Source organism: Streptomyces sp. NPDC023527, from assembly GCF_055560115.1.
In genome coordinates, this window is sequence record NZ_JBVHJJ010000021.1 from 13,631 (window position 1) to 29,211 (window position 15,581).

General features: G+C 72.2%; 17 protein-coding genes and 1 pseudogene. 9 read left to right on the plus strand and 9 right to left on the minus strand.

Annotation, left to right across the window (positions count from 1 at the left end; translation table 11 throughout):
- Positions 1-9 precede the first annotated feature (9 nt).
- Positions 10-393 (plus strand): annotated as a pseudogene (locus ACZ303_RS31025) (toll/interleukin-1 receptor domain-containing protein); the annotation flags it as partial.
- 18 nt (positions 394-411) lie between these two features.
- Here ACZ303_RS31025 and ACZ303_RS31030 read toward each other — a convergent pair.
- The 3 genes from ACZ303_RS31030 to ACZ303_RS31040 are packed head-to-tail and all read right to left on the minus strand — an operon-like array spanning position 412 to position 1,523.
- Positions 412-738: a DUF4288 domain-containing protein gene (locus tag ACZ303_RS31030; protein ID WP_467343817.1), complete on the minus strand. Its 327-nt coding sequence runs from the start codon at positions 736-738 to the stop codon at positions 412-414.
- A 13-nt stretch (positions 739-751) separates the two neighbouring features.
- Positions 752-1,051, minus strand: a complete 300-nt coding sequence (locus tag ACZ303_RS31035; protein ID WP_467343818.1) for a hypothetical protein — start codon at positions 1,049-1,051, stop codon at positions 752-754.
- Position 1,052: 1 nt separating this feature from the next.
- Positions 1,053-1,523 (minus strand): hypothetical protein, encoded by a 471-nt coding sequence (locus ACZ303_RS31040; protein WP_467343819.1) that lies wholly within the window; start codon positions 1,521-1,523, stop codon positions 1,053-1,055.
- Between the two features lie 167 nt (positions 1,524-1,690).
- Here ACZ303_RS31040 and ACZ303_RS31045 point away from each other — a divergent pair, with 167 nt between their 5' ends.
- The gene (locus ACZ303_RS31045) at positions 1,691-2,359 is read left to right on the plus strand and encodes a DUF3592 domain-containing protein (protein WP_467343820.1); all 669 of its coding nucleotides are present in this window, start codon (positions 1,691-1,693) and stop codon (positions 2,357-2,359) included.
- A gap of 168 nt (positions 2,360-2,527) precedes the next feature.
- The gene (locus ACZ303_RS31050; protein WP_467343821.1) at positions 2,528-2,911 is read left to right on the plus strand and encodes an ATP-binding protein; all 384 of its coding nucleotides are present in this window, start codon (positions 2,528-2,530) and stop codon (positions 2,909-2,911) included.
- Between the two features lie 57 nt (positions 2,912-2,968).
- On the opposite strand, the gene ACZ303_RS31055 is transcribed toward ACZ303_RS31050, so the two are convergent.
- Entirely contained in the window at positions 2,969-3,850 is an 882-nt protein-coding gene (locus ACZ303_RS31055) for an RNA polymerase sigma factor SigF (RefSeq protein ID WP_467343822.1), read from the minus strand.
- Positions 3,851-4,018: 168 nt separating this feature from the next.
- Between ACZ303_RS31055 and ACZ303_RS31060 the strand changes: the two genes are divergently transcribed.
- Positions 4,019-4,711 (plus strand): HAD family acid phosphatase, encoded by a 693-nt coding sequence (locus ACZ303_RS31060; protein ID WP_467343823.1) that lies wholly within the window; start codon positions 4,019-4,021, stop codon positions 4,709-4,711.
- A 57-nt stretch (positions 4,712-4,768) separates the two neighbouring features.
- On the opposite strand, the gene ACZ303_RS31065 is transcribed toward ACZ303_RS31060, so the two are convergent.
- Positions 4,769-5,032 (minus strand): GlsB/YeaQ/YmgE family stress response membrane protein, encoded by a 264-nt coding sequence (locus ACZ303_RS31065; protein ID WP_467343824.1) that lies wholly within the window; start codon positions 5,030-5,032, stop codon positions 4,769-4,771.
- 164 nt (positions 5,033-5,196) lie between these two features.
- Between ACZ303_RS31065 and ACZ303_RS31070 the strand changes: the two genes are divergently transcribed.
- Together ACZ303_RS31070 and mgtA are read left to right on the plus strand one after the other, a co-directional pair.
- Positions 5,197-5,598, plus strand: coding sequence for an ArsR/SmtB family transcription factor (locus tag ACZ303_RS31070; protein WP_467343825.1), 402 nt, complete (start codon positions 5,197-5,199; stop codon positions 5,596-5,598).
- Positions 5,495-8,326 (plus strand): magnesium-translocating P-type ATPase, encoded by a 2,832-nt coding sequence (gene mgtA, locus ACZ303_RS31075; RefSeq protein ID WP_467343826.1) that lies wholly within the window; start codon positions 5,495-5,497, stop codon positions 8,324-8,326. Before ACZ303_RS31070 ends, mgtA begins: the two co-directional genes overlap by 104 nt.
- Positions 8,327-8,351: 25 nt before the next feature.
- Here the strand turns inward: mgtA and ACZ303_RS31080 are convergent, their stop codons facing one another.
- Positions 8,352-9,713, minus strand: coding sequence for a hypothetical protein (locus tag ACZ303_RS31080; protein ID WP_467343827.1), 1,362 nt, complete (start codon positions 9,711-9,713; stop codon positions 8,352-8,354).
- 192 nt (positions 9,714-9,905) lie between these two features.
- Positions 9,906-11,387: an LCP family protein gene (locus ACZ303_RS31085; RefSeq protein ID WP_467343828.1), complete on the minus strand. Its 1,482-nt coding sequence runs from the start codon at positions 11,385-11,387 to the stop codon at positions 9,906-9,908.
- Positions 11,388-11,538: 151 nt separating this feature from the next.
- Between ACZ303_RS31085 and tatA the strand changes: the two genes are divergently transcribed.
- The 3 genes from tatA to ACZ303_RS31100 all read left to right on the plus strand — a co-directional run bounded on the left by tatA (position 11,539) and on the right by ACZ303_RS31100 (position 14,298).
- Positions 11,539-11,724, plus strand: coding sequence for a Sec-independent protein translocase subunit TatA (gene tatA, locus ACZ303_RS31090; RefSeq protein ID WP_467343829.1), 186 nt, complete (start codon positions 11,539-11,541; stop codon positions 11,722-11,724).
- Positions 11,725-11,818: 94 nt separating this feature from the next.
- Positions 11,819-13,189 (plus strand): alkaline phosphatase, encoded by a 1,371-nt coding sequence (locus tag ACZ303_RS31095; protein ID WP_467343830.1) that lies wholly within the window; start codon positions 11,819-11,821, stop codon positions 13,187-13,189.
- A 170-nt stretch (positions 13,190-13,359) separates the two neighbouring features.
- Complete coding sequence (locus ACZ303_RS31100; RefSeq protein ID WP_467343831.1) at positions 13,360-14,298, plus strand: beta-ketoacyl-ACP synthase III; 939 nt, start codon at positions 13,360-13,362, stop codon at positions 14,296-14,298.
- Positions 14,299-14,397: 99 nt separating this feature from the next.
- On the opposite strand, the gene ACZ303_RS31105 is transcribed toward ACZ303_RS31100, so the two are convergent.
- Together ACZ303_RS31105 and ACZ303_RS31110 are read right to left on the minus strand one after the other, a co-directional pair.
- Entirely contained in the window at positions 14,398-14,595 is a 198-nt protein-coding gene (locus tag ACZ303_RS31105; protein WP_467343832.1) for a hypothetical protein, read from the minus strand.
- A 52-nt stretch (positions 14,596-14,647) separates the two neighbouring features.
- On the minus strand, positions 14,648-15,559 hold the full coding sequence (locus ACZ303_RS31110; RefSeq protein ID WP_467343833.1) for a glutaminase: 912 nt from the start codon (positions 15,557-15,559) through the stop codon (positions 14,648-14,650).
- Positions 15,560-15,581 lie beyond the last annotated feature (22 nt).

A 15,581-nucleotide genomic window follows, 5' to 3' on the forward strand; every position in this document is an offset into this window, starting at 1 on the left:
GACGTCTTCCTCTGCCACGCGAGCGAGGACATCGCGGAGGTGAAGCGGATCGCCGAACGGCTCAAGGACAACAAGATCACGTATTGGCTGGACAGCGAACAGATCAATTTCGGCGACGACATCATGGACAGGATCGAAGCCGGTCTCAAGGCCAGCAGATACGTCCTGCCCTGCGTCAGCGCGGACCTCGTCCGCAGCGGCTGGTCGCGGGCGGAGTACGGGAGCGTCCTGAACGCCGAGCTCAGCGGCCCCTCCCGGCAGACCGTGATCCCACTGATGCTGGAGCAGACGGCATACGAGGACCTCCCGTACCTCACCAGGAACAAAAGGCGGGTCAACTACACCAACCAGGTCGAATTCGCCGCGTTCCTCGACTTCCTGATCAGCCGCTGAAAGCCCGCCGCCGGTCCGCTACAGCTCCTCACCCGACAGCAGCGGCTCGAAGGACCGGTAGGCGGCGTAGTTCCGGAAGTGCCGGGCGTAGAGTTCGGCGCCGTCGACGAGGTTCTCGTCGAGAACCTCGTTGACGTCCACCACATGCCGCAGCTTCCAGGTGATCAGCTCACCGCGTTCGTTCTCATAGCTCGTCTCCAGTCGCCGGCCCCGCTCGGCGGCCTTCTCGCGCGCCTCCGCCGGATTCCCGGCCATGAGCAGGACGAAGCTCTCCTGGTAGAGCGGAGTGTGATCCGCGGCGTCGGCCGAGCTCTCGCTCAGCAGAACGGCGATGTACGTGCCCATGTCCTCGGCCTGCTCACTTCTTGAAGCGGTTGTCGTTCAGGAGCTTCCAGGCCGTGTTGCACGACTTCTCCCGGCAATCCTTGAGGAAGCCGAGCGTGTCTCCGTAATGCTGCCCCGGGAACACCTGCCGGATGCCCCCCTTCCGGCACCGGGAGATGAAGTTGTTGGCGATCTCGCCCAGATTGTCGTTCGCCACACAGACGTCGTAGCCGGGCACCGGCGCGGCCGCCGCGCCCGCCGCCGCGGGGACCCCGGCCACCGCACCGGCCGCGAGCACGAGCGCGACCGCGCCCCGAGCGATGAGTCCTCGCATGTCAGCAGCCCACGAACTTCCCGTACGCGATCCAGACCTCACCCTTGTTGTTGAGGCTGATGTTCCCGGACTTGTGGGCCCCGGTGTACTTGCCGCGCCACTTCCTGAGCTGCCCGAAGGGCGACTCCAGCGCCAGGTACGGCGAGTCGAGCTTCCAGTCGCCCGAGTACTGGGCGTAGACGCCGTCGGTGCCGTCGGTGCCGCTCGACCAGCAGGCGCGCGAGCCGGAATACAGCACGAGGTTGCCGTCGTACTGCATTTCGAGGCGGTTCCCCCCGTTCTGGAGGCAGTGTCCGGGGAGCAGCCGGTCAGTGAACGACGTGCCGTCGTTCCGGCATCCCTCACGGGCGGCGGGGGCGCCGGGAGCCTGCGCGGGCGTGGCGGAGCCCGACGCCCCCACCAGCGCCAGAGCCACGAGCAGGTTTCCGGCGGCGATTCCGCAGGCGCGGGACACGCGGGACATCTTCCTCATGCAGTGCTGCCCTCCGTTGAGCGCTTACGAGCGACAGACACAGAGGGTACCGATCTCAGCACTCCACGTCACCGGAAAGCCGGGGTCGGTGTGACGTGTAAGGGTTCGCGCCCAACAGGCCGTTCCGGTTGGATATGGGCACACACGTCCGTACAAGCGGGGGGCTCATGTTCGACGTATTCATCCTGGCTCTGCCGAGCCTGATGGCGGCCGGCGGGATCGCGGCGATGGTGTGGGCGGTGATACGGATGCGACGGCTGAGGGCGGCCTGGCGGAGCGGCATCGAGGTCCAGGGCCGGTGTCTGCGCCTGTACGCGCGGACGACCACCCGTCGTCGGCAGGGCGGGCACACCTCGTCGTCGACGACGCTGCACCACGTCCATGAGTTCACCACCGCCGACGGCGAGGTGCGCCGATTCGAGGAGGCCGGCGGTTCCGCGACGGTCATCGAGGGCGACACCGTCGTCATCCGCTACCCGGCGGGCCGGCCGGACCGGGCGACGGCGATCCCGCCCGGGGACGCCAGGACGTGGGCGGGGACCGGGATCCTGCTGGCGTTCCTCGGCATCTTCGTCGCCGCGTGCGTGGGCTTCGGTGTCTTCTACCTGACCGTGTTCGGGCCCTTCGAGGACGAGGTCTCGGACCGGATCGAGCAGGTGCCCGGCATGGCGCCCGCCGAGCCGTCCGCCGACGTCCCCGCCAGGACGCCACCCGCCCTCCCGACGGGCCCGCCCGACGGATTCCCCACGGGCCCGCCGGAGGGCTTCCCCACGGACCTCCCCACCGGGCCGCCGAAGGGCTTCCCGTCGGGGTTCCCCGAGCCGCCCCGGCCCTGAGGCGAACGACCTGGTCACCCTGTCGTGAGGGCCACCCGTCGTCGGAGCGGCCCGCACGCCCTGTCGGAGCCCTCGGCGGCAAGCCGCCGGAGGAACCCGGCACGAATCCGTCATGTCCTGCCGATCGCTGGGTATGCGCGAGGGCGAGGAAACAGAAGGAGCCGCACGATGGTCGTCATCGAATCCCCCTGCGGGGACGCCGCCGGCGCACGCCACGCGACGGCGGAGTTTCTGGCCCAGCACTGTCCCTGGGCCGATCTCGACGCGGTCGTACTCGTGGTCTCCGAGCTGGTCACCAATGCCATCCGGCACACCGGCGGCTGGTGGCGGCTGTGCGTACGGGCCGTCCAGGGCCGGCTGGTGGTGGAGATCGCCGACGCCAGCACCCAGCCGCCCGTGCCCCGCACCCCGTCCCTGACGGGGGCCGGCGGGCTGGGCTGGCACATGGTGGAGCGGCTGGCCACGTCCCTGGAGGTCGACCGGGGGCCGGAGGGCAAGACCGTGAGAGCCACGTGGCTGCGGCCGGCCGTACCGGCGCCGGTGGGGGTCTGACACCCCCGGCGGTACGGAGCGGCCCGGGCGAGGTCGGGGAGCCCGGGCCGCGGACCGTTACCGCTGCTGGCCCACCATCCCCGCCCGCAGCCTGGCGACGATGCGGCTCAGCAGCCGTGACACGTGCATCTGGGAGATCCCGAGCTCGGCGCCGATCTCCGACTGGGTCATCTCCCCGCCGAACCGCATCCGCAGGATCTGCCGGTCCCGCTCGCTCAACTCGGCGACCAGGGGCTTGAGCGCGTGCAGGTTCTCCACCCCTTCGAGGGCGGGGTCGAGGTCGCCGAGCCGGTCGGCGTAGCTGTTGCCGGCCTGGTCGGAGCCCTCGTCCACGGGCACGTCGATCGATCCGGCGGTGTAGCCGTTGCTGGCGACGATGCCCTCGATGACCTCTTCCCGGCTGAGGCCGAGGTGCTCGGCCAGCTCGGCGGGGGTGGGCGAGTGGTCCAGCTCCTGCGACAGCTCGCTGGTGGCCTTGGCGAGTTCGACGCGGAGCTCCTGGAGGCGCCGGGGCACGTGCACGGACCAGCTGGTGTCGCGGAAGTGCCGCTTGATCTCGCCGACGATGTACGGCACGGCGAAGGTCGTGAACTCGACCTCGCGCGAGAGGTCGAAGCGGTCGATCGCCTTGATCAGGCCGATCGTGCCGACCTGGATGATGTCCTCCATCTGGTCGCCGCGGCTGCGGAAGCGGGAGGCGGCGAAGCGCACGAGGGAGAGGTTTATCTCGATCAGGGTGTTCCGGGCGTACTGGTAGGCGTGCGTGCCCTCTTCGAGCTCGTTGAGCCGGTCGAAGAAGAGCTTGGACAGCTCGCGGGCGTCGCGCGGCGCCACTGCGGTCGCGTCCTCGATGTACGGCAGCCCCCCGACCGATTCTTCGAGCCGCTGCGGAGCAGCCGTCGAATGTCCTGTCGTAACCGTGGATGCCGTGGTGGTCACGTCGTCCTCCCCTATCCGTTGGTGACGACCGCCCGCCTACCCGAGGCGCCGGTGGCTATGCCTCCTTTTTTCGCCGACGGCGAAGGAAACGGAACGGGAGAACGGTCGTTGCCCCCTGGCCATCCCGGATTTCCTCCCTCGTCACCGGCGGGCGTGAGCATGCCACTCATGACCGCATCGACCTCCTCGGCCGCACCCAACTCCCCGGCCTCACCGCCCTCTTCGCCGGCCGTTCGCCGGGTCCTGGCGGCCGTCGCCGTCGCCACCCTCGCCGTCGGCGCGACCACGACGACGGCCACCGCGGCCACCGCCTCGCCCGCGTCCGCCGTCGCGAACTCCGGCCACACATCCGGAACCGCCGGCCTCAAAGGCGTCGACTACGCGACCTGGTCGCGCGAGGTGAGGTCCGTCATCGACGGGGCACGGCCCTACGTCACCGAGCGCACCGGGAACGCGCACGGCGAGAAGCAGGCCATCGTCCTGGACATCGACAACAGCTCGCTGGAGACGGACTTCCACTGGACGTACCCGACCCCGGCGATCGCGCCGGTCCTGGAGCTGACGCGGTACGCGCACGAGCGCGGCGCCGCGATCTTCTTCGTCACCGCCCGGCCCGGCGTCCTCGAACCGGCCACCTCCTACAACCTGCGGCGGGTGGGCTACCCGGTCAGCGGCCTGTACGTGCGCCGGCTCCCGGACCTCTTCCGGGACGTGAGCACGTACAAGACCGCCAAGCGGGCGGAGATCGAGGCCCAGGGCTACAAGATCATCGCCAATATCGGCAACAACACCACGGACCTGGCCGGCGGCCACGCCGAGCGGACCGTCAAGCTGCCGGACTACGACGGCAAGCTGTCCTGACCACCGCCACCGGAAGGGCCGGGCGCGACCGCCCGGCCGCCGGAAGGGACGCGCCGCTCAGTGACGGGCTTTCGCGCGGTCGAGGGCGGCCACGCCCAGGGCCGCCAGTCCGATCTGGATGAGCCACTCGATCCAGTCGACGCCCTTGGTGTCGTCCACCCCCAGCGCGTGGGCGATCGCCGCCCCCGCGAACGCCGCGACGATGCCGACCAGGATCGTCCACAGCACGCCGATGTGCTGGCGCCCCGGGACCACGAGGCGGCCCAGCACACCGATGATGACGCCGATGACTATCGCGCTGAAAATTCCCGAGATTTCCACGACTCCCCCTTTCCAGCCCTTTCCGGTACTTCCGGCCTGTTTCCTGTCGTTACCTCTGCCCAGTCCACGGGGGGTGCATGTCCGCCGGTTCCACCGGCGGAGCGTGCCTAGACTGGTCGTGCGCGGGTGCGGGGAAAGCCCGCCAGGGACGGGAGAGTGCGACAGTGGCCGCAGGTGTCGGGAGCGTCGAGGGCTTCCCAGGGGGCATCGACGAGGGCTTCGACGACCCGTCGGCGGAGGTGCTGTCCGAGGCCGCCGCCGCGTTCGGGCTGCTCGCCTCGTCGGCCCGGCTGCACCTGGTCTGGGCCCTGGCGCAGGGTGAGAGCGACGTCAGCGGGCTCGCCGAGCGGGTCGGCGGCGCGCTGCCCGCGATCAGCCAGCACCTGGCGAAGCTGAAGCTCGCGGGGCTGGTGCGGTCGCGCCGCGAGGGGCGCCGCGTGGTGTATCTGGTGGACGACCCCGATGTCGTCACGATCGTCCGCCTCATGGTCGGCCAGCTCGCCGACCGCAAGGCCGGTACCGGAGCCGTCACCGGCACCGGGCGCCTTCGTGGTCTGGGCGCCTGAGGGGCCTGCCGCGCGACCGATCGCGGACGGCACGACCCTGGAAGTCCTGCGCGCCCTGGAGACCGGGCCGCGCGGGTTGGTGGAGGCCCGGGCGGAGGAGCGGCTCGCGCGCCACGGCGAGAACACCTTCCCCGGCCGCCGCCCCGCCTCCTGGCCCCACCGCTTCGCCCGCGGCCTGCGTGACCCCTTCACAGCCGTCCTGCTCGGCCTCGGCCTGGTCTCGGCGGCGGTGGCCGCCTGGGGCACCGCCTGTGTGATCGCGGTCCTGGTGACGGTCAGCTGCGTGCTGCGCGCCACCGGCGAACACCGCGCCGACCGGGCGGCCGCCGGGCTGCGCGATCTGATCGCCACCACGGCCACGGTGCGGCGCCGCGCCACGGACACCTCACCACCGCTGGCCCGCGAGCTGCCCGTGGACCAGCTCGTGCCGGGCGACGTCGTGGTCCTGGCCCCCGGCGACCTGGTCCCGGCGGACCTGCGCCTGCTGCGTACGACCGGGCTGACGGTGCACGAGGCGGCCCTGACGGGCGAGTCGGCGCCGGTGACGAAGTCGGCGGAGGAGACAGCGGCGTCGGCCGCCGACTCTCCGGGCACGGCGGACCGCGCCGCGCACCACGGCCCGGACGGTCCCGACCCGACGCCGGAGCCGGCCGCGCACCACGCCCCGGACCGTCAGCCCCCGACACCGACCCCCTCCGCGCACACCGCCCCCAACCGGCCCCACCTCTGCCTCCAGGGCAGCAGCGTCGTCTCCGGCAGCGGTGTCGGCGTGGTCGTCGCCACCGGCGCGGACACCGTCCTCTCCGGGGCGCTGCCGCGCGTACCGCTCGAACAGCCACGCCTGCCGCGCCCGTTCGAGCGGTCGGTGAACGGGATCGCCTGGACCCTGGTGCGGTTCATGCTCTGCACCGCGCCGCTCGTGCTGGTCGCCGGCGCCCTGCTGCGCGGGCGCGGGCCGGAGGCGCTGCCGTTCGCCGTGGCGGTGGCGGTCGGGCTCACGCCCGAGATGCTGCCGGTCGTCGTGACGACCGCGCTGGCGCGGGGCGCCGCGCTGCTCGCGCGCGGCGGCGAGGTCGTCGTCAGGCGGCTGCCCGCGCTCCACGACCTCGGCGCCGTCGAGGTGCTGTGCGTGGACAAGACCGGCACGCTCACCCAGGACCGGCCCGTCGTGGCCTGTGCCGTGGACGGCGAGGGCCGGCGGGATCCGGCCGTTCTGCGCTGGGCCGCCGTCAACGCCCTGTGGACGCTCCAGCTGGCGGAGCTGCCCGCCCCCGACGCGCTCGACGAGGCGATCCTCGACGCGGACGAGGCGGCGGACGGCGACGCCGCGGACTTCGACGGCGTCGCCGCGCTCCCCTACGGGCCCGGCCGCCGCCTCGCCACCGCCGTCGTGGCCCCGTCCGGCGGCTCGTACGGAAACGTCCGCGCCCTGAGGGCCACCCACACGCTCGTCGTCAAGGGCGCCCCCGAGGACGTCCTGGCGCTCTGTGCCCTCACCGCCGAGGACCGGGTGCGGCTGGCGCGCCGCGCCGACGGGCTCGCGGCGGACGGGCTGCGCGTGCTGGCCGTGGCGGTCGCCGAGCGGCCGGCCCGCTCCCGCCCGTACACCCCGGCGGACGAGCGCGAGCTGACGTTCCTCGGCTTCGTCGGGCTGCGCGACGCCCTCGCGCCCACCGCTGCCGAGGCGCTCGCCGTGCTCGCGCGGCGCGGCGTCACCGTCAAGGTCCTCACCGGCGACCACCCGGGCACCGCCGCCCGCGCCTGCCGCGAGCTGGGCCTGGACCCCGGCGAGGTCGTCACCGGCGACCGGATCGACGGCCTGGCGGAGCCGGAGCTGGCCCGCCTGGCCGCCCGGACGACGGTCTTCGCGCGGTGCGCGCCCGAGCACAAGGCCCGCATCGTGCGCGCCCTGCGGGCGGGCGGCCGCACCACGGGGTTCCTCGGCGACGGCGTGAACGACCTGGCGGCGCTGGGCTCCGCCGATGTGGGGATCTGCCCGCGGCAGGGCGTCGACGTGGCACGGGAGGCGGCCGATGTGGTGCTCGCCTCGAAGGACCTGACGGCCCTGGACCGGGCGATCGTCGCCGGGCGGCGCAGCACCGGCAACATCGCCGCCTATCTGCGGATCACGCTCTCGTCCAACCTGGGCAACGTCGTGGCGATGCTGGTGGCCGGGGTGCTGCTGCCGTTCCTGCCGATGCTGCCGGCGCAGGTGCTCGTGCAGAACCTGTGCTTCGACGCGGCGCAGCTGGCGCTCGCCTTCGACCGCCCGGCCGCGGCCGCGCACCGGCGCCCGGCGGTCCTGCGGCCGCGCGCCCTCTTCCGCTTCATGACGGTGTTCGGCCTGCTGAACGCGGTCGCGGACCTGGCGACCTTCGCGGTGCTGGCGCCGGCCGTACGGTCGCCGGGCGGCGCGGAGGGGCAGTCGGCCTTCCACGCCGGGTGGTTCACGGAGAACCTGCTGACGCAGGCGCTGGTGATGCTGTTGCTGCGGTCGGGGCGCCACGCGGCGCAGGGCCGGGCGCCGGGGCCGATCCGGGTCGCGGCCACGGCGCTGGCGGTGGTCGGCCTGCTGCTGCCGCTGTCACCGCTGGGCCCGGCCCTGGGCATGTCGGCGCTGCCGCCGCTGTATTACGGGCTGCTGGCGCTCGTCCTGCTGCTGTACGGGGTGGCCTTGGCGGCCGTGCGGGCGCGCTACGAGCGCTCGGCCGCGGCGTCGCTCGGCTGACGGCCCATCGGCGGCCGGGCGGCCGTCACCAGTCGCCGCCGCCGAAGCCGCCCCCGCCGCCGTCCCCGAAGCCGCCGCCGTCCCCCCAGCCGCCGCCGGAGAAGTCGTCGCTGTTGAAGTCGGATCCGGTGTAGTCGCCGCCGTCCGGGCCGGTGTCGCCGGGCGACGCGGCGTAGGCGGGGCCGCTGAGCATGCCGCCGAGCATCGTGCCCACGAGGAGGCCGGGCAGCAGACCGCCGCCGAAGTAGCCGCCGGCCCAGGGGGCGTAGGCGGGTCCGGCGTTCCAGTACGGCTGCGGACCACCCGCGGTCTGGACCGTGCGGGACATCGGCTCCTCGCCGTCGGCCACCCGGGCCGCGTCGGCCGCGCACGCCGGTACGGTCCGGGGCGCGCCGCCCGGGGGCGCCCACTCGACGTCCCGCACGGACGGCCCGTGGCGCGGGTCGAAGAAGCAGGGCATGCGGCGCTCGGGCAGCGGGGCGCCGGTGCGGCGGGCGGCGAGGGTGGCGAGGGCGAAGCGGCCCTTGTCCAGGGACTCGGTCACGCCCGTGACCGCCGTCGGTTTGGTCGCGGCGGCCATCTTGGCCTTGGCCTCCTCGTAGGAGTCGAGGGCCTCCTCGTAGTCCTTGCGCATCGCGTCGTCGGCGCCGGCCTCGGAGGGGGAGAAGTCGAGCCGGTCGAGTTCCTCGCCGAAGGCGGTGATGTCCTCGTCGACGACCACGCGCAGGGCGTCGAGCTCGGCGCGCTCGCGCTCCTCCCGGCGCTTCTTGTTGCGCCGGTGGAGGGCGTACGCGCCCGCGCCGCCGGCGACGACGATCGCGCCGACGGTGATCAGGCCGGTCGCCGAGGCGCCGGAGCCGGAGTCGCCGCCCCAGGAGTCGGGCTCGCCGCCCTTGGCCTGCCGGTCGGCCTGGTCGACGAAGCTGTTCAGCTGCGCCTTGGCGTCGCCGCCGGAGCGCTGGACGGATCCGACGAGGTTGCGGACGGAGTTGATCGACATCACCCTGCGGTCGGCCTGCGCGTTGAACTGGTCGCCGCGGTGGATGACGTAGACACCGGCGATGCCGACCTTGGTGCGCAGGTCCTGGAAGACCGTCGTCTTGGGGTACTCGTCGGTGGCGGGCAGCACCGCGACGAATACGGGCTTGCCCGCGTCCCTGATCTTCTTCGCGAGCGCTTCGGCGTCGGCCTGCGGGAGCTGGGCGGCGGCCCTGGGGTCGACGTAGACCGGGCCCTTCCGCAGGGTGTCCGCGGCCGCGTCCAGTCCGGTGGCGGTGGAGGTGTCGGCATGTGCGGCCGGGGTGAACAGCGCCGCGCCGGCCAACGCGATCAGGGCGGCGATCAGGGCCAGCAGCGGCCTGGGCAGCGCCCGGGGGGTGGCGGACATGGCGTTGCTCCTCGGAGAAGGACTGATCGTCTGGCTCGGAGAACTCGAAGGACTCACAGGACTCACGGGATCCACACGGCTCACTGTGCGCTTACCACTCTGCGCCTACCACCAAAACGGATGAATCAGGCACGCTGTTCCCCTCGCTCTTTCGTGCTGTTCCCTTGCCCCGCCGCGCGGCCGACCACTCGGTCAGCCGTACGAGAGATTGGCGCAGGGGTCGTCGTCGGCCGACCGGGCCTTGCCGGTGACCTCGGAGGAGAGCGTGCCGGGCGGGGCCGAGGGGGAGGGCGGGGCCGAGGCCGAGGGCCGCTCGGCGTAGTCGCGGCCAAGCGTGACCGTGATGCCGTCGGCGGCGTCGCCCCGTACATACGCGCCGGGGAACAGCGCCGTCAGGCTGCGCGCGCGGGCCGCCTGGCCGGGGCCGAAGGTGATCACGGTGGTGGACTGGTCCCGCTCCTCGGCGGTCCTGGTGTCCGTCACGGTGAAGCCGTGGTCCTTGAGGGAGGCGGCGGCGCGGGCGGCGAGGCCGGTGACGTCGGTGCCGTTGGCGACGGAGACCCGGGCGCCGTCGCCGGAGACGCCCGCCCGGGCGGCTTCCGCGCTCGGCCGGGCCGCCTTGCCTCCGCCACCGGGCTTCCGGGTGGCGTCCTGGCCGTCGAGCGTGCGGTCGGCCTTGAGCGAGGCCCACAGCGCGTCGGCCTCGGGCTGGACCACGTCGACCCGGTCGCCCTCGTAACGCCAGGGCACGGTGATGAACTTGATGTCGTGCAGGTCGATGTTCTTCAGCGACATCGCGAAGGAGAGCAGCTTGTCGGCCGAGCCGAGCCCGGGGTCGACGGTCAGCGACTTCGTCGCCGCGTCGGCGAGCGGCAGCAGCGTGGTGGGGTCGAACCCCTGCGACCGCACCTTCTTGATCATGCTGGAGACGAACGCCTGCTGGCGCTGGATCCGCCCGATGTCGGAGCCGTCGCCGAGCCCGTGCCGCACGCGCACGTAGTCCAGCGCCCGCTGACCGGAGACGCTCTGCTGCCCCTTGCGGAAGAGCAGGTCACCGCGCGCGCCGAGGTTGGGGTTGAGGTCGCCCTGGTAGACGTCCTTGGGCACGCACACCGCGACGCCGCCCACGGCCGAGGTCATCGAGGCGAAGCCCTCGAAGTCGACGACGATCGTGTGGTCCACGCGCAGGCCGGTGAGCTTCTCGACGGTGTTCTGGGTGCAGGCCGGGTTGCCCTTGGCCGACTCCCCCACGGAGAAGGCGGAGTTGAACATCGCCCGGGTCCGCCCCGCCGTCCAGCTGCCGTCGGGCAGCCGGCACGGCGGGATGTCCACGAGGGTGTCGCGGGGGATGGAGACGCCGATGGCGTGCTTGCGGTCGCCGTAGACGTGCAGCAGGAAGGCGGTGTCCGAGCGGCCCACGTCGCCCTCGCCGCCGCCGAGCCCGCTGTTGCCGCCCGAGCGCGAGTCCGAGCCGATGACCAGGACGTTCTGCCCGGCCGCGCCGGCGCCGGGGCGGTCGTCCGAGAGGCCGCCCGCGTCGAAGGTGCTGATGTTGCCGTTGAGCTTGAGGTAGAGCCAGCCGGCGGCTGTGGCCAGCAGCACCAGGAATGCCACCACCACGACGGCGGGGGTCCGCATCCGGCCGTGCGCGCGCTTGCCTCGGGTGCCTGTCATCTACGAGCCCTCATCTACTCCCCCGGTCCGTGCCTGTCGTCCGGAAAGACGGACGAGCGGGGACTTTGGTTGTCCAGTTGCGCAAACTGGCAAGTATGGTGAAGGCGATCGCCGCCGGAGAGAAGACCGAGAGAAGAGAAAGAAGGCCCTCATGCTGCGCAACGCCCTGGAGCCGTGGCACATCCTCGTGGTGGTGCTCGTCGTGGTCGTGCTGTTCGGTTCCAAGAAGCTCCCCGAGACCGCCCGCTCCCTGGGAAAGTCCCTGCGCATCCTGAAGAGCGAGGCCAGGGCGCTGAAGAGCGACGGCGCGGCCGGCCCCGCCGACAGCCCCCGGTGATCCAGAAGTCACTCTGTCGTCCCCTGCCGTACACCCGCCCCTGGTGAGCTTCGTCCGGCCGGGCATCCTGCCCGGCCGATGAGGAGGAAACACCATGGGTTCTCGTCCGTACCGGCGCCGTCTCGCCTGGGGCGCCGCCGCACTGCTCGTCGCCGGGATCGCGGTGCCCGCGGTGGCCGTCGCGTCGGAGTCGGGCGGCGCATCGGACGCACCCGCGCTCAGCGCGGGCCACGGCGCCAAGAAGGCCAAGAACGTCATCCTGCTCATCGGTGACGGCATGGGCGACTCGGAGATCACCCTGGCCCGCGACTACACCGTGGGCGCGGCCGGCCGGCTGAACATGGACAAGTTCCCGCTGACCGGCGCGTACACCACGTACTCCGTCGACAAGAACGGCAAGCCGGACTACGTCACCGACTCCGCCGCCAGCGGCACCGGCTGGGCGACCGGGCAGAAAACCGTCAACGGCCGGATATCGAAGTCGCCCGGCACCGACAAGCCGATGACGACGATCCTGGAGCTGGCGCAGCGCAACGGCCTGGCGACCGGCAGCGTCACCACCGCCGAGCTCACCGACGCCACCCCGGCCGTCCTCGCCTCGCACGCCACCGACCGCAGCTGCGCCGGCCCGGCCGACATGAAGGCGTGCCCGGCCGACACCATCGCCAAGGGCGGCCCGGGCTCGATCGCCGAGCAGAGCGTCAACCACAAGGTCGACGTGCTCCTGGGCGGCGGCAAGGCCCGCTTCGACCAGAAGATCACCGAGGGCCCCTACAAGGGCCTGACCGTCACCGAGCAGGCCCGCAAGCTCGGCTACGACGTGGTCACCGACGACAAGGGCCTGAAGGGCGCCCGTGCCGGCAAGCCCGTACTGGGCCTCTTCGCCCCCGGCAACGTCCCCGTCGAGTTGACCGGCAAGGCCGCCGCCCAGGGCGGCACCGACCCGCAGCGCTGTGTGACGAACAACCCCGAGCGCAAGGCCGGCACGCCGAGCCTGGACGACCAGACCCGCAAGGCGCTCCAGCTCCTGGAGACCAAGGGGAAGGACACCAAGAAGGGCTTCTTCCTCCAGGTCGAGGGCGCCTCGATCGACAAGCGGGACCACGCGGCGGACCCCTGCGGCCAGATCGGTGAGACCGCCGCCCTGGACCGCGCGGTGAAGGTCGCCCGCGCCTACGCCGCCACGCACCCGGATACCCTGGTAGTGACGACGGCCGACCACGGCCACACCAGCCAGATCGTTCCGCTGGAGGCGACCCCGCCGGGGCTGTCCTCCACGCTCGTGACCGACGAGGGCCAGCAGCTCAAGGTCAACTACTCCACGAACACGCCCGGCCAGGCCCAGGAGCACACCGGCACCCAGGTGCGCATCGCGGCGCAGGGCCCGCAGGCGGAGCGCGTCCTCGGGGTCACCGACCAGACGCAGCTCTTCAGCACCATCCGCTCGGCGCTCGCGCTGCGGTGACACCGGCCTGAGGGGGTGGGGCCCGGCCGCGGACGCGGCCGGGCCCCTGAGGTTTGTGCCAGTTATCCGGCCAGAAGATTGGTGGATCACATACCCGTCTACCGGCCGCCAACCGTCAAGACTATTGGTCCCGTACTCACCACCGTCCGCCCGCGCAGGAGGAGCCGCCGATGACCGGGTCCCGTGTACTCGCCCTCGGCCACTACCAGCCGGCCAGGGTGCTGACCAACGACGAGCTGGCCACCATGGTCGACACCAGCGACGAGTGGATCCGCTCCCGGGTGGGCATCCGCACGCGCCGGGTCGCCGAGCCCGACGAGACCGTCGCCTCGATGGCCGGCCAGGCCGCCGCGAAGGCGCTGGCCAACAGCGGGCTGGCGCCCGAGGACATCGACCTCGTCCTCGTCGCCACCTGCACGGCCGTCGACCGCAGCCCGAACACGGCCGCGCGCGTCGCCGCCGAGCTGGGCCTGCCCTCCCCCGCCGTGATGGACCTCAACGTCGTCTGCGCCGGCTTCACCCACGCCCTCGCGAGCGCCGACCACGCGATCCGCGCCGGTTCCTCGAAGAACGCGCTGGTCATCGGCGTGGAGAAGTTCACCGCCGTCGCGGACTGGACCGACCGCTCCACCTGCGTCCTGGTCGGCGACGGCGCGGGCGCCGCCGTGATCACGGCCTCCGCCGAGCCGGAGATCGGCCCCGTGATCTGGGGCTCGGTGCCGGGCATGGGCCACGCCGTACGGATCGAGGGCACGCCCTCCCGCTTCGCCCAGGAGGGCCAGTCCGTCTACCGCTGGGCCACGACCCAGCTGCCGCCGATCGCCCGCCAGGTCTGCGAGCGCGCCGGCGTCCTCCCGGAGGACCTGGCCGCGGTCGTCCTCCACCAGGCCAATCTCCGCATCATCGAACCGGTCGCCCGCAAGCTGGGCGCGGTCAACGCCGTGATCGCCACGGATGTCACGGAGTCCGGCAACACGTCGGCGGCCAGCATTCCGCTGGCCCTCTCCAAACTGGTCTCCCGAGGCGAGGTCCCCTCCGGCGCGCCGATCCTCCTCTTCGGCTTCGGCGGCAACCTGTCCTACGCGGGCCAGGTCATCCGCTGCCCTTAGCCGACCAAGCCCGTCCGGCGTTTGAGGACAAAGGGGGTCTGGGGGCTTGCCCCCAGTTATGGGAAGGGGCGGGTCGGGGAAAACCCCACCGGTCACCGACTACGGCACCTCCCGCAAATACAGCGCCCCACACGAGTGACACAACGGAAGCCCGGACGTCCCCCAGTCATCCACGGACCGCGTCTCCGCCGAAGGATCCAGCTCCCGCCCGCACATAGCCGTCGCGGAGTCCTCCCGCACGACGTGCCAACTGCGAACACCGCCGTTCTCATACTCCGCCCGCAACTCATGCTCCATGAGCACCAAGATGCGGTACGAACAAGCGCCCCGCCACCCCACCAGGGGCCCGTCAGAACACCGACCACCCGGTAAGCGTCGTGAAGTGATCCAACGCCGCCACCCCCGCCACGGAGTTCCCCCGCGCGTCCAGCCCCGGACTCCACACACACAGCGTGCAGCGCCCCGGTATGACGGCGACGATGCCCCCGCCCACGCCGCTCTTGCCCGGCAGCCCCACCCGGTACGCGAAGTCGCCGGCGGCGTCGTACGTGCCGCACGTCAGCATGACCGCGTTGACCTGTTTGGCCTCGCGCCGCGGCAGCAGCCTCGTGCCGTCGGCGCGCAGCCCGTGGCGGGCCAGGAAGCCGCTCGCGAGGGCGAGGTCGCGGCAGCTCATCTCGATGGAGCACTGCCAGAAGTAGTGCTCCAGGACCGTGGGCACGGGGTTGTCGAGGTTGCCGTAGCTGGCCATGAAGTACGCGAGGGCGGCGTTGCGGTCGCCGTGCTCGGTCTCGGACGCGGCGACGGCCGGGTCGAAGGCGACGGAGGGGTTGCCGCTCTCCGCGCGCAGGAACTCCAGCATCGTCGTGCTGGCGTCGCCGGTCAGCGTCTGGAGCCGGTCGGTGACGACGAGGGCGCCTGCGTTGATGAAGGGGTTGCGGGGGATGCCGTTCTCGTATTCGAGCTGGACGAGGGAGTTGAAGGGATTTCCGGACGGTTCCGTGCCGACCCGTTCCCAGATGCGTTCGCCGCCCTCCGCGAGGACCAGCGCGAGGCTGAACGCCTTGGAGATGGACTGCACGGAGAACGGCCGTTCCCAGTCCCCCACGCCGTACACCCCGCCGTCGATGTCGACGACCGCCATGCCGAAGTGACCGGTGTCCACGCCGGCCAGCGCCGGGATGTAGTCGGCCACCTGGCCGCGGCCGACCAGTGGCCGCGCGAACGCGGCGACCTCTTCGAGAACGGCCTGGTAATCCACTGTCCTTCAGTCTCGCGCTTCC

Bases quoted from the DNA above. Each gene is read 5' to 3' on its own strand.
- ACZ303_RS31105 (WP_467343832.1), bottom strand. From the start codon at position 14,595: ATGGAGCATGAGTTGCGGGCGGAGTATGAGAACGGCGGTGTTCGCAGT.
- ACZ303_RS31095 (WP_467343830.1), top strand. From the start codon at position 11,819: ATGGGTTCTCGTCCGTACCGGCGCCGTCTCGCCTGGGGCGCCGCCGCA.
- ACZ303_RS31100 (WP_467343831.1), top strand. From the start codon at position 13,360: ATGACCGGGTCCCGTGTACTCGCCCTCGGCCACTACCAGCCGGCCAGG.
- ACZ303_RS31060 (WP_467343823.1), top strand. From the start codon at position 4,019: ATGACCGCATCGACCTCCTCGGCCGCACCCAACTCCCCGGCCTCACCG.
- mgtA (WP_467343826.1), top strand. From the start codon at position 5,495: ATGTCGTCACGATCGTCCGCCTCATGGTCGGCCAGCTCGCCGACCGCA.
- ACZ303_RS31045 (WP_467343820.1), top strand. From the start codon at position 1,691: ATGTTCGACGTATTCATCCTGGCTCTGCCGAGCCTGATGGCGGCCGGC.
- ACZ303_RS31050 (WP_467343821.1), top strand. From the start codon at position 2,528: ATGGTCGTCATCGAATCCCCCTGCGGGGACGCCGCCGGCGCACGCCAC.
- ACZ303_RS31080 (WP_467343827.1), bottom strand. From the start codon at position 9,713: ATGTCCGCCACCCCCCGGGCGCTGCCCAGGCCGCTGCTGGCCCTGATC.
- ACZ303_RS31035 (WP_467343818.1), bottom strand. From the start codon at position 1,051: ATGCGAGGACTCATCGCTCGGGGCGCGGTCGCGCTCGTGCTCGCGGCC.
- ACZ303_RS31040 (WP_467343819.1), bottom strand. From the start codon at position 1,523: ATGAGGAAGATGTCCCGCGTGTCCCGCGCCTGCGGAATCGCCGCCGGA.
- ACZ303_RS31085 (WP_467343828.1), bottom strand. From the start codon at position 11,387: ATGACAGGCACCCGAGGCAAGCGCGCGCACGGCCGGATGCGGACCCCC.
- ACZ303_RS31030 (WP_467343817.1), bottom strand. From the start codon at position 738: ATGGGCACGTACATCGCCGTTCTGCTGAGCGAGAGCTCGGCCGACGCC.
- tatA (WP_467343829.1), top strand. From the start codon at position 11,539: ATGCTGCGCAACGCCCTGGAGCCGTGGCACATCCTCGTGGTGGTGCTC.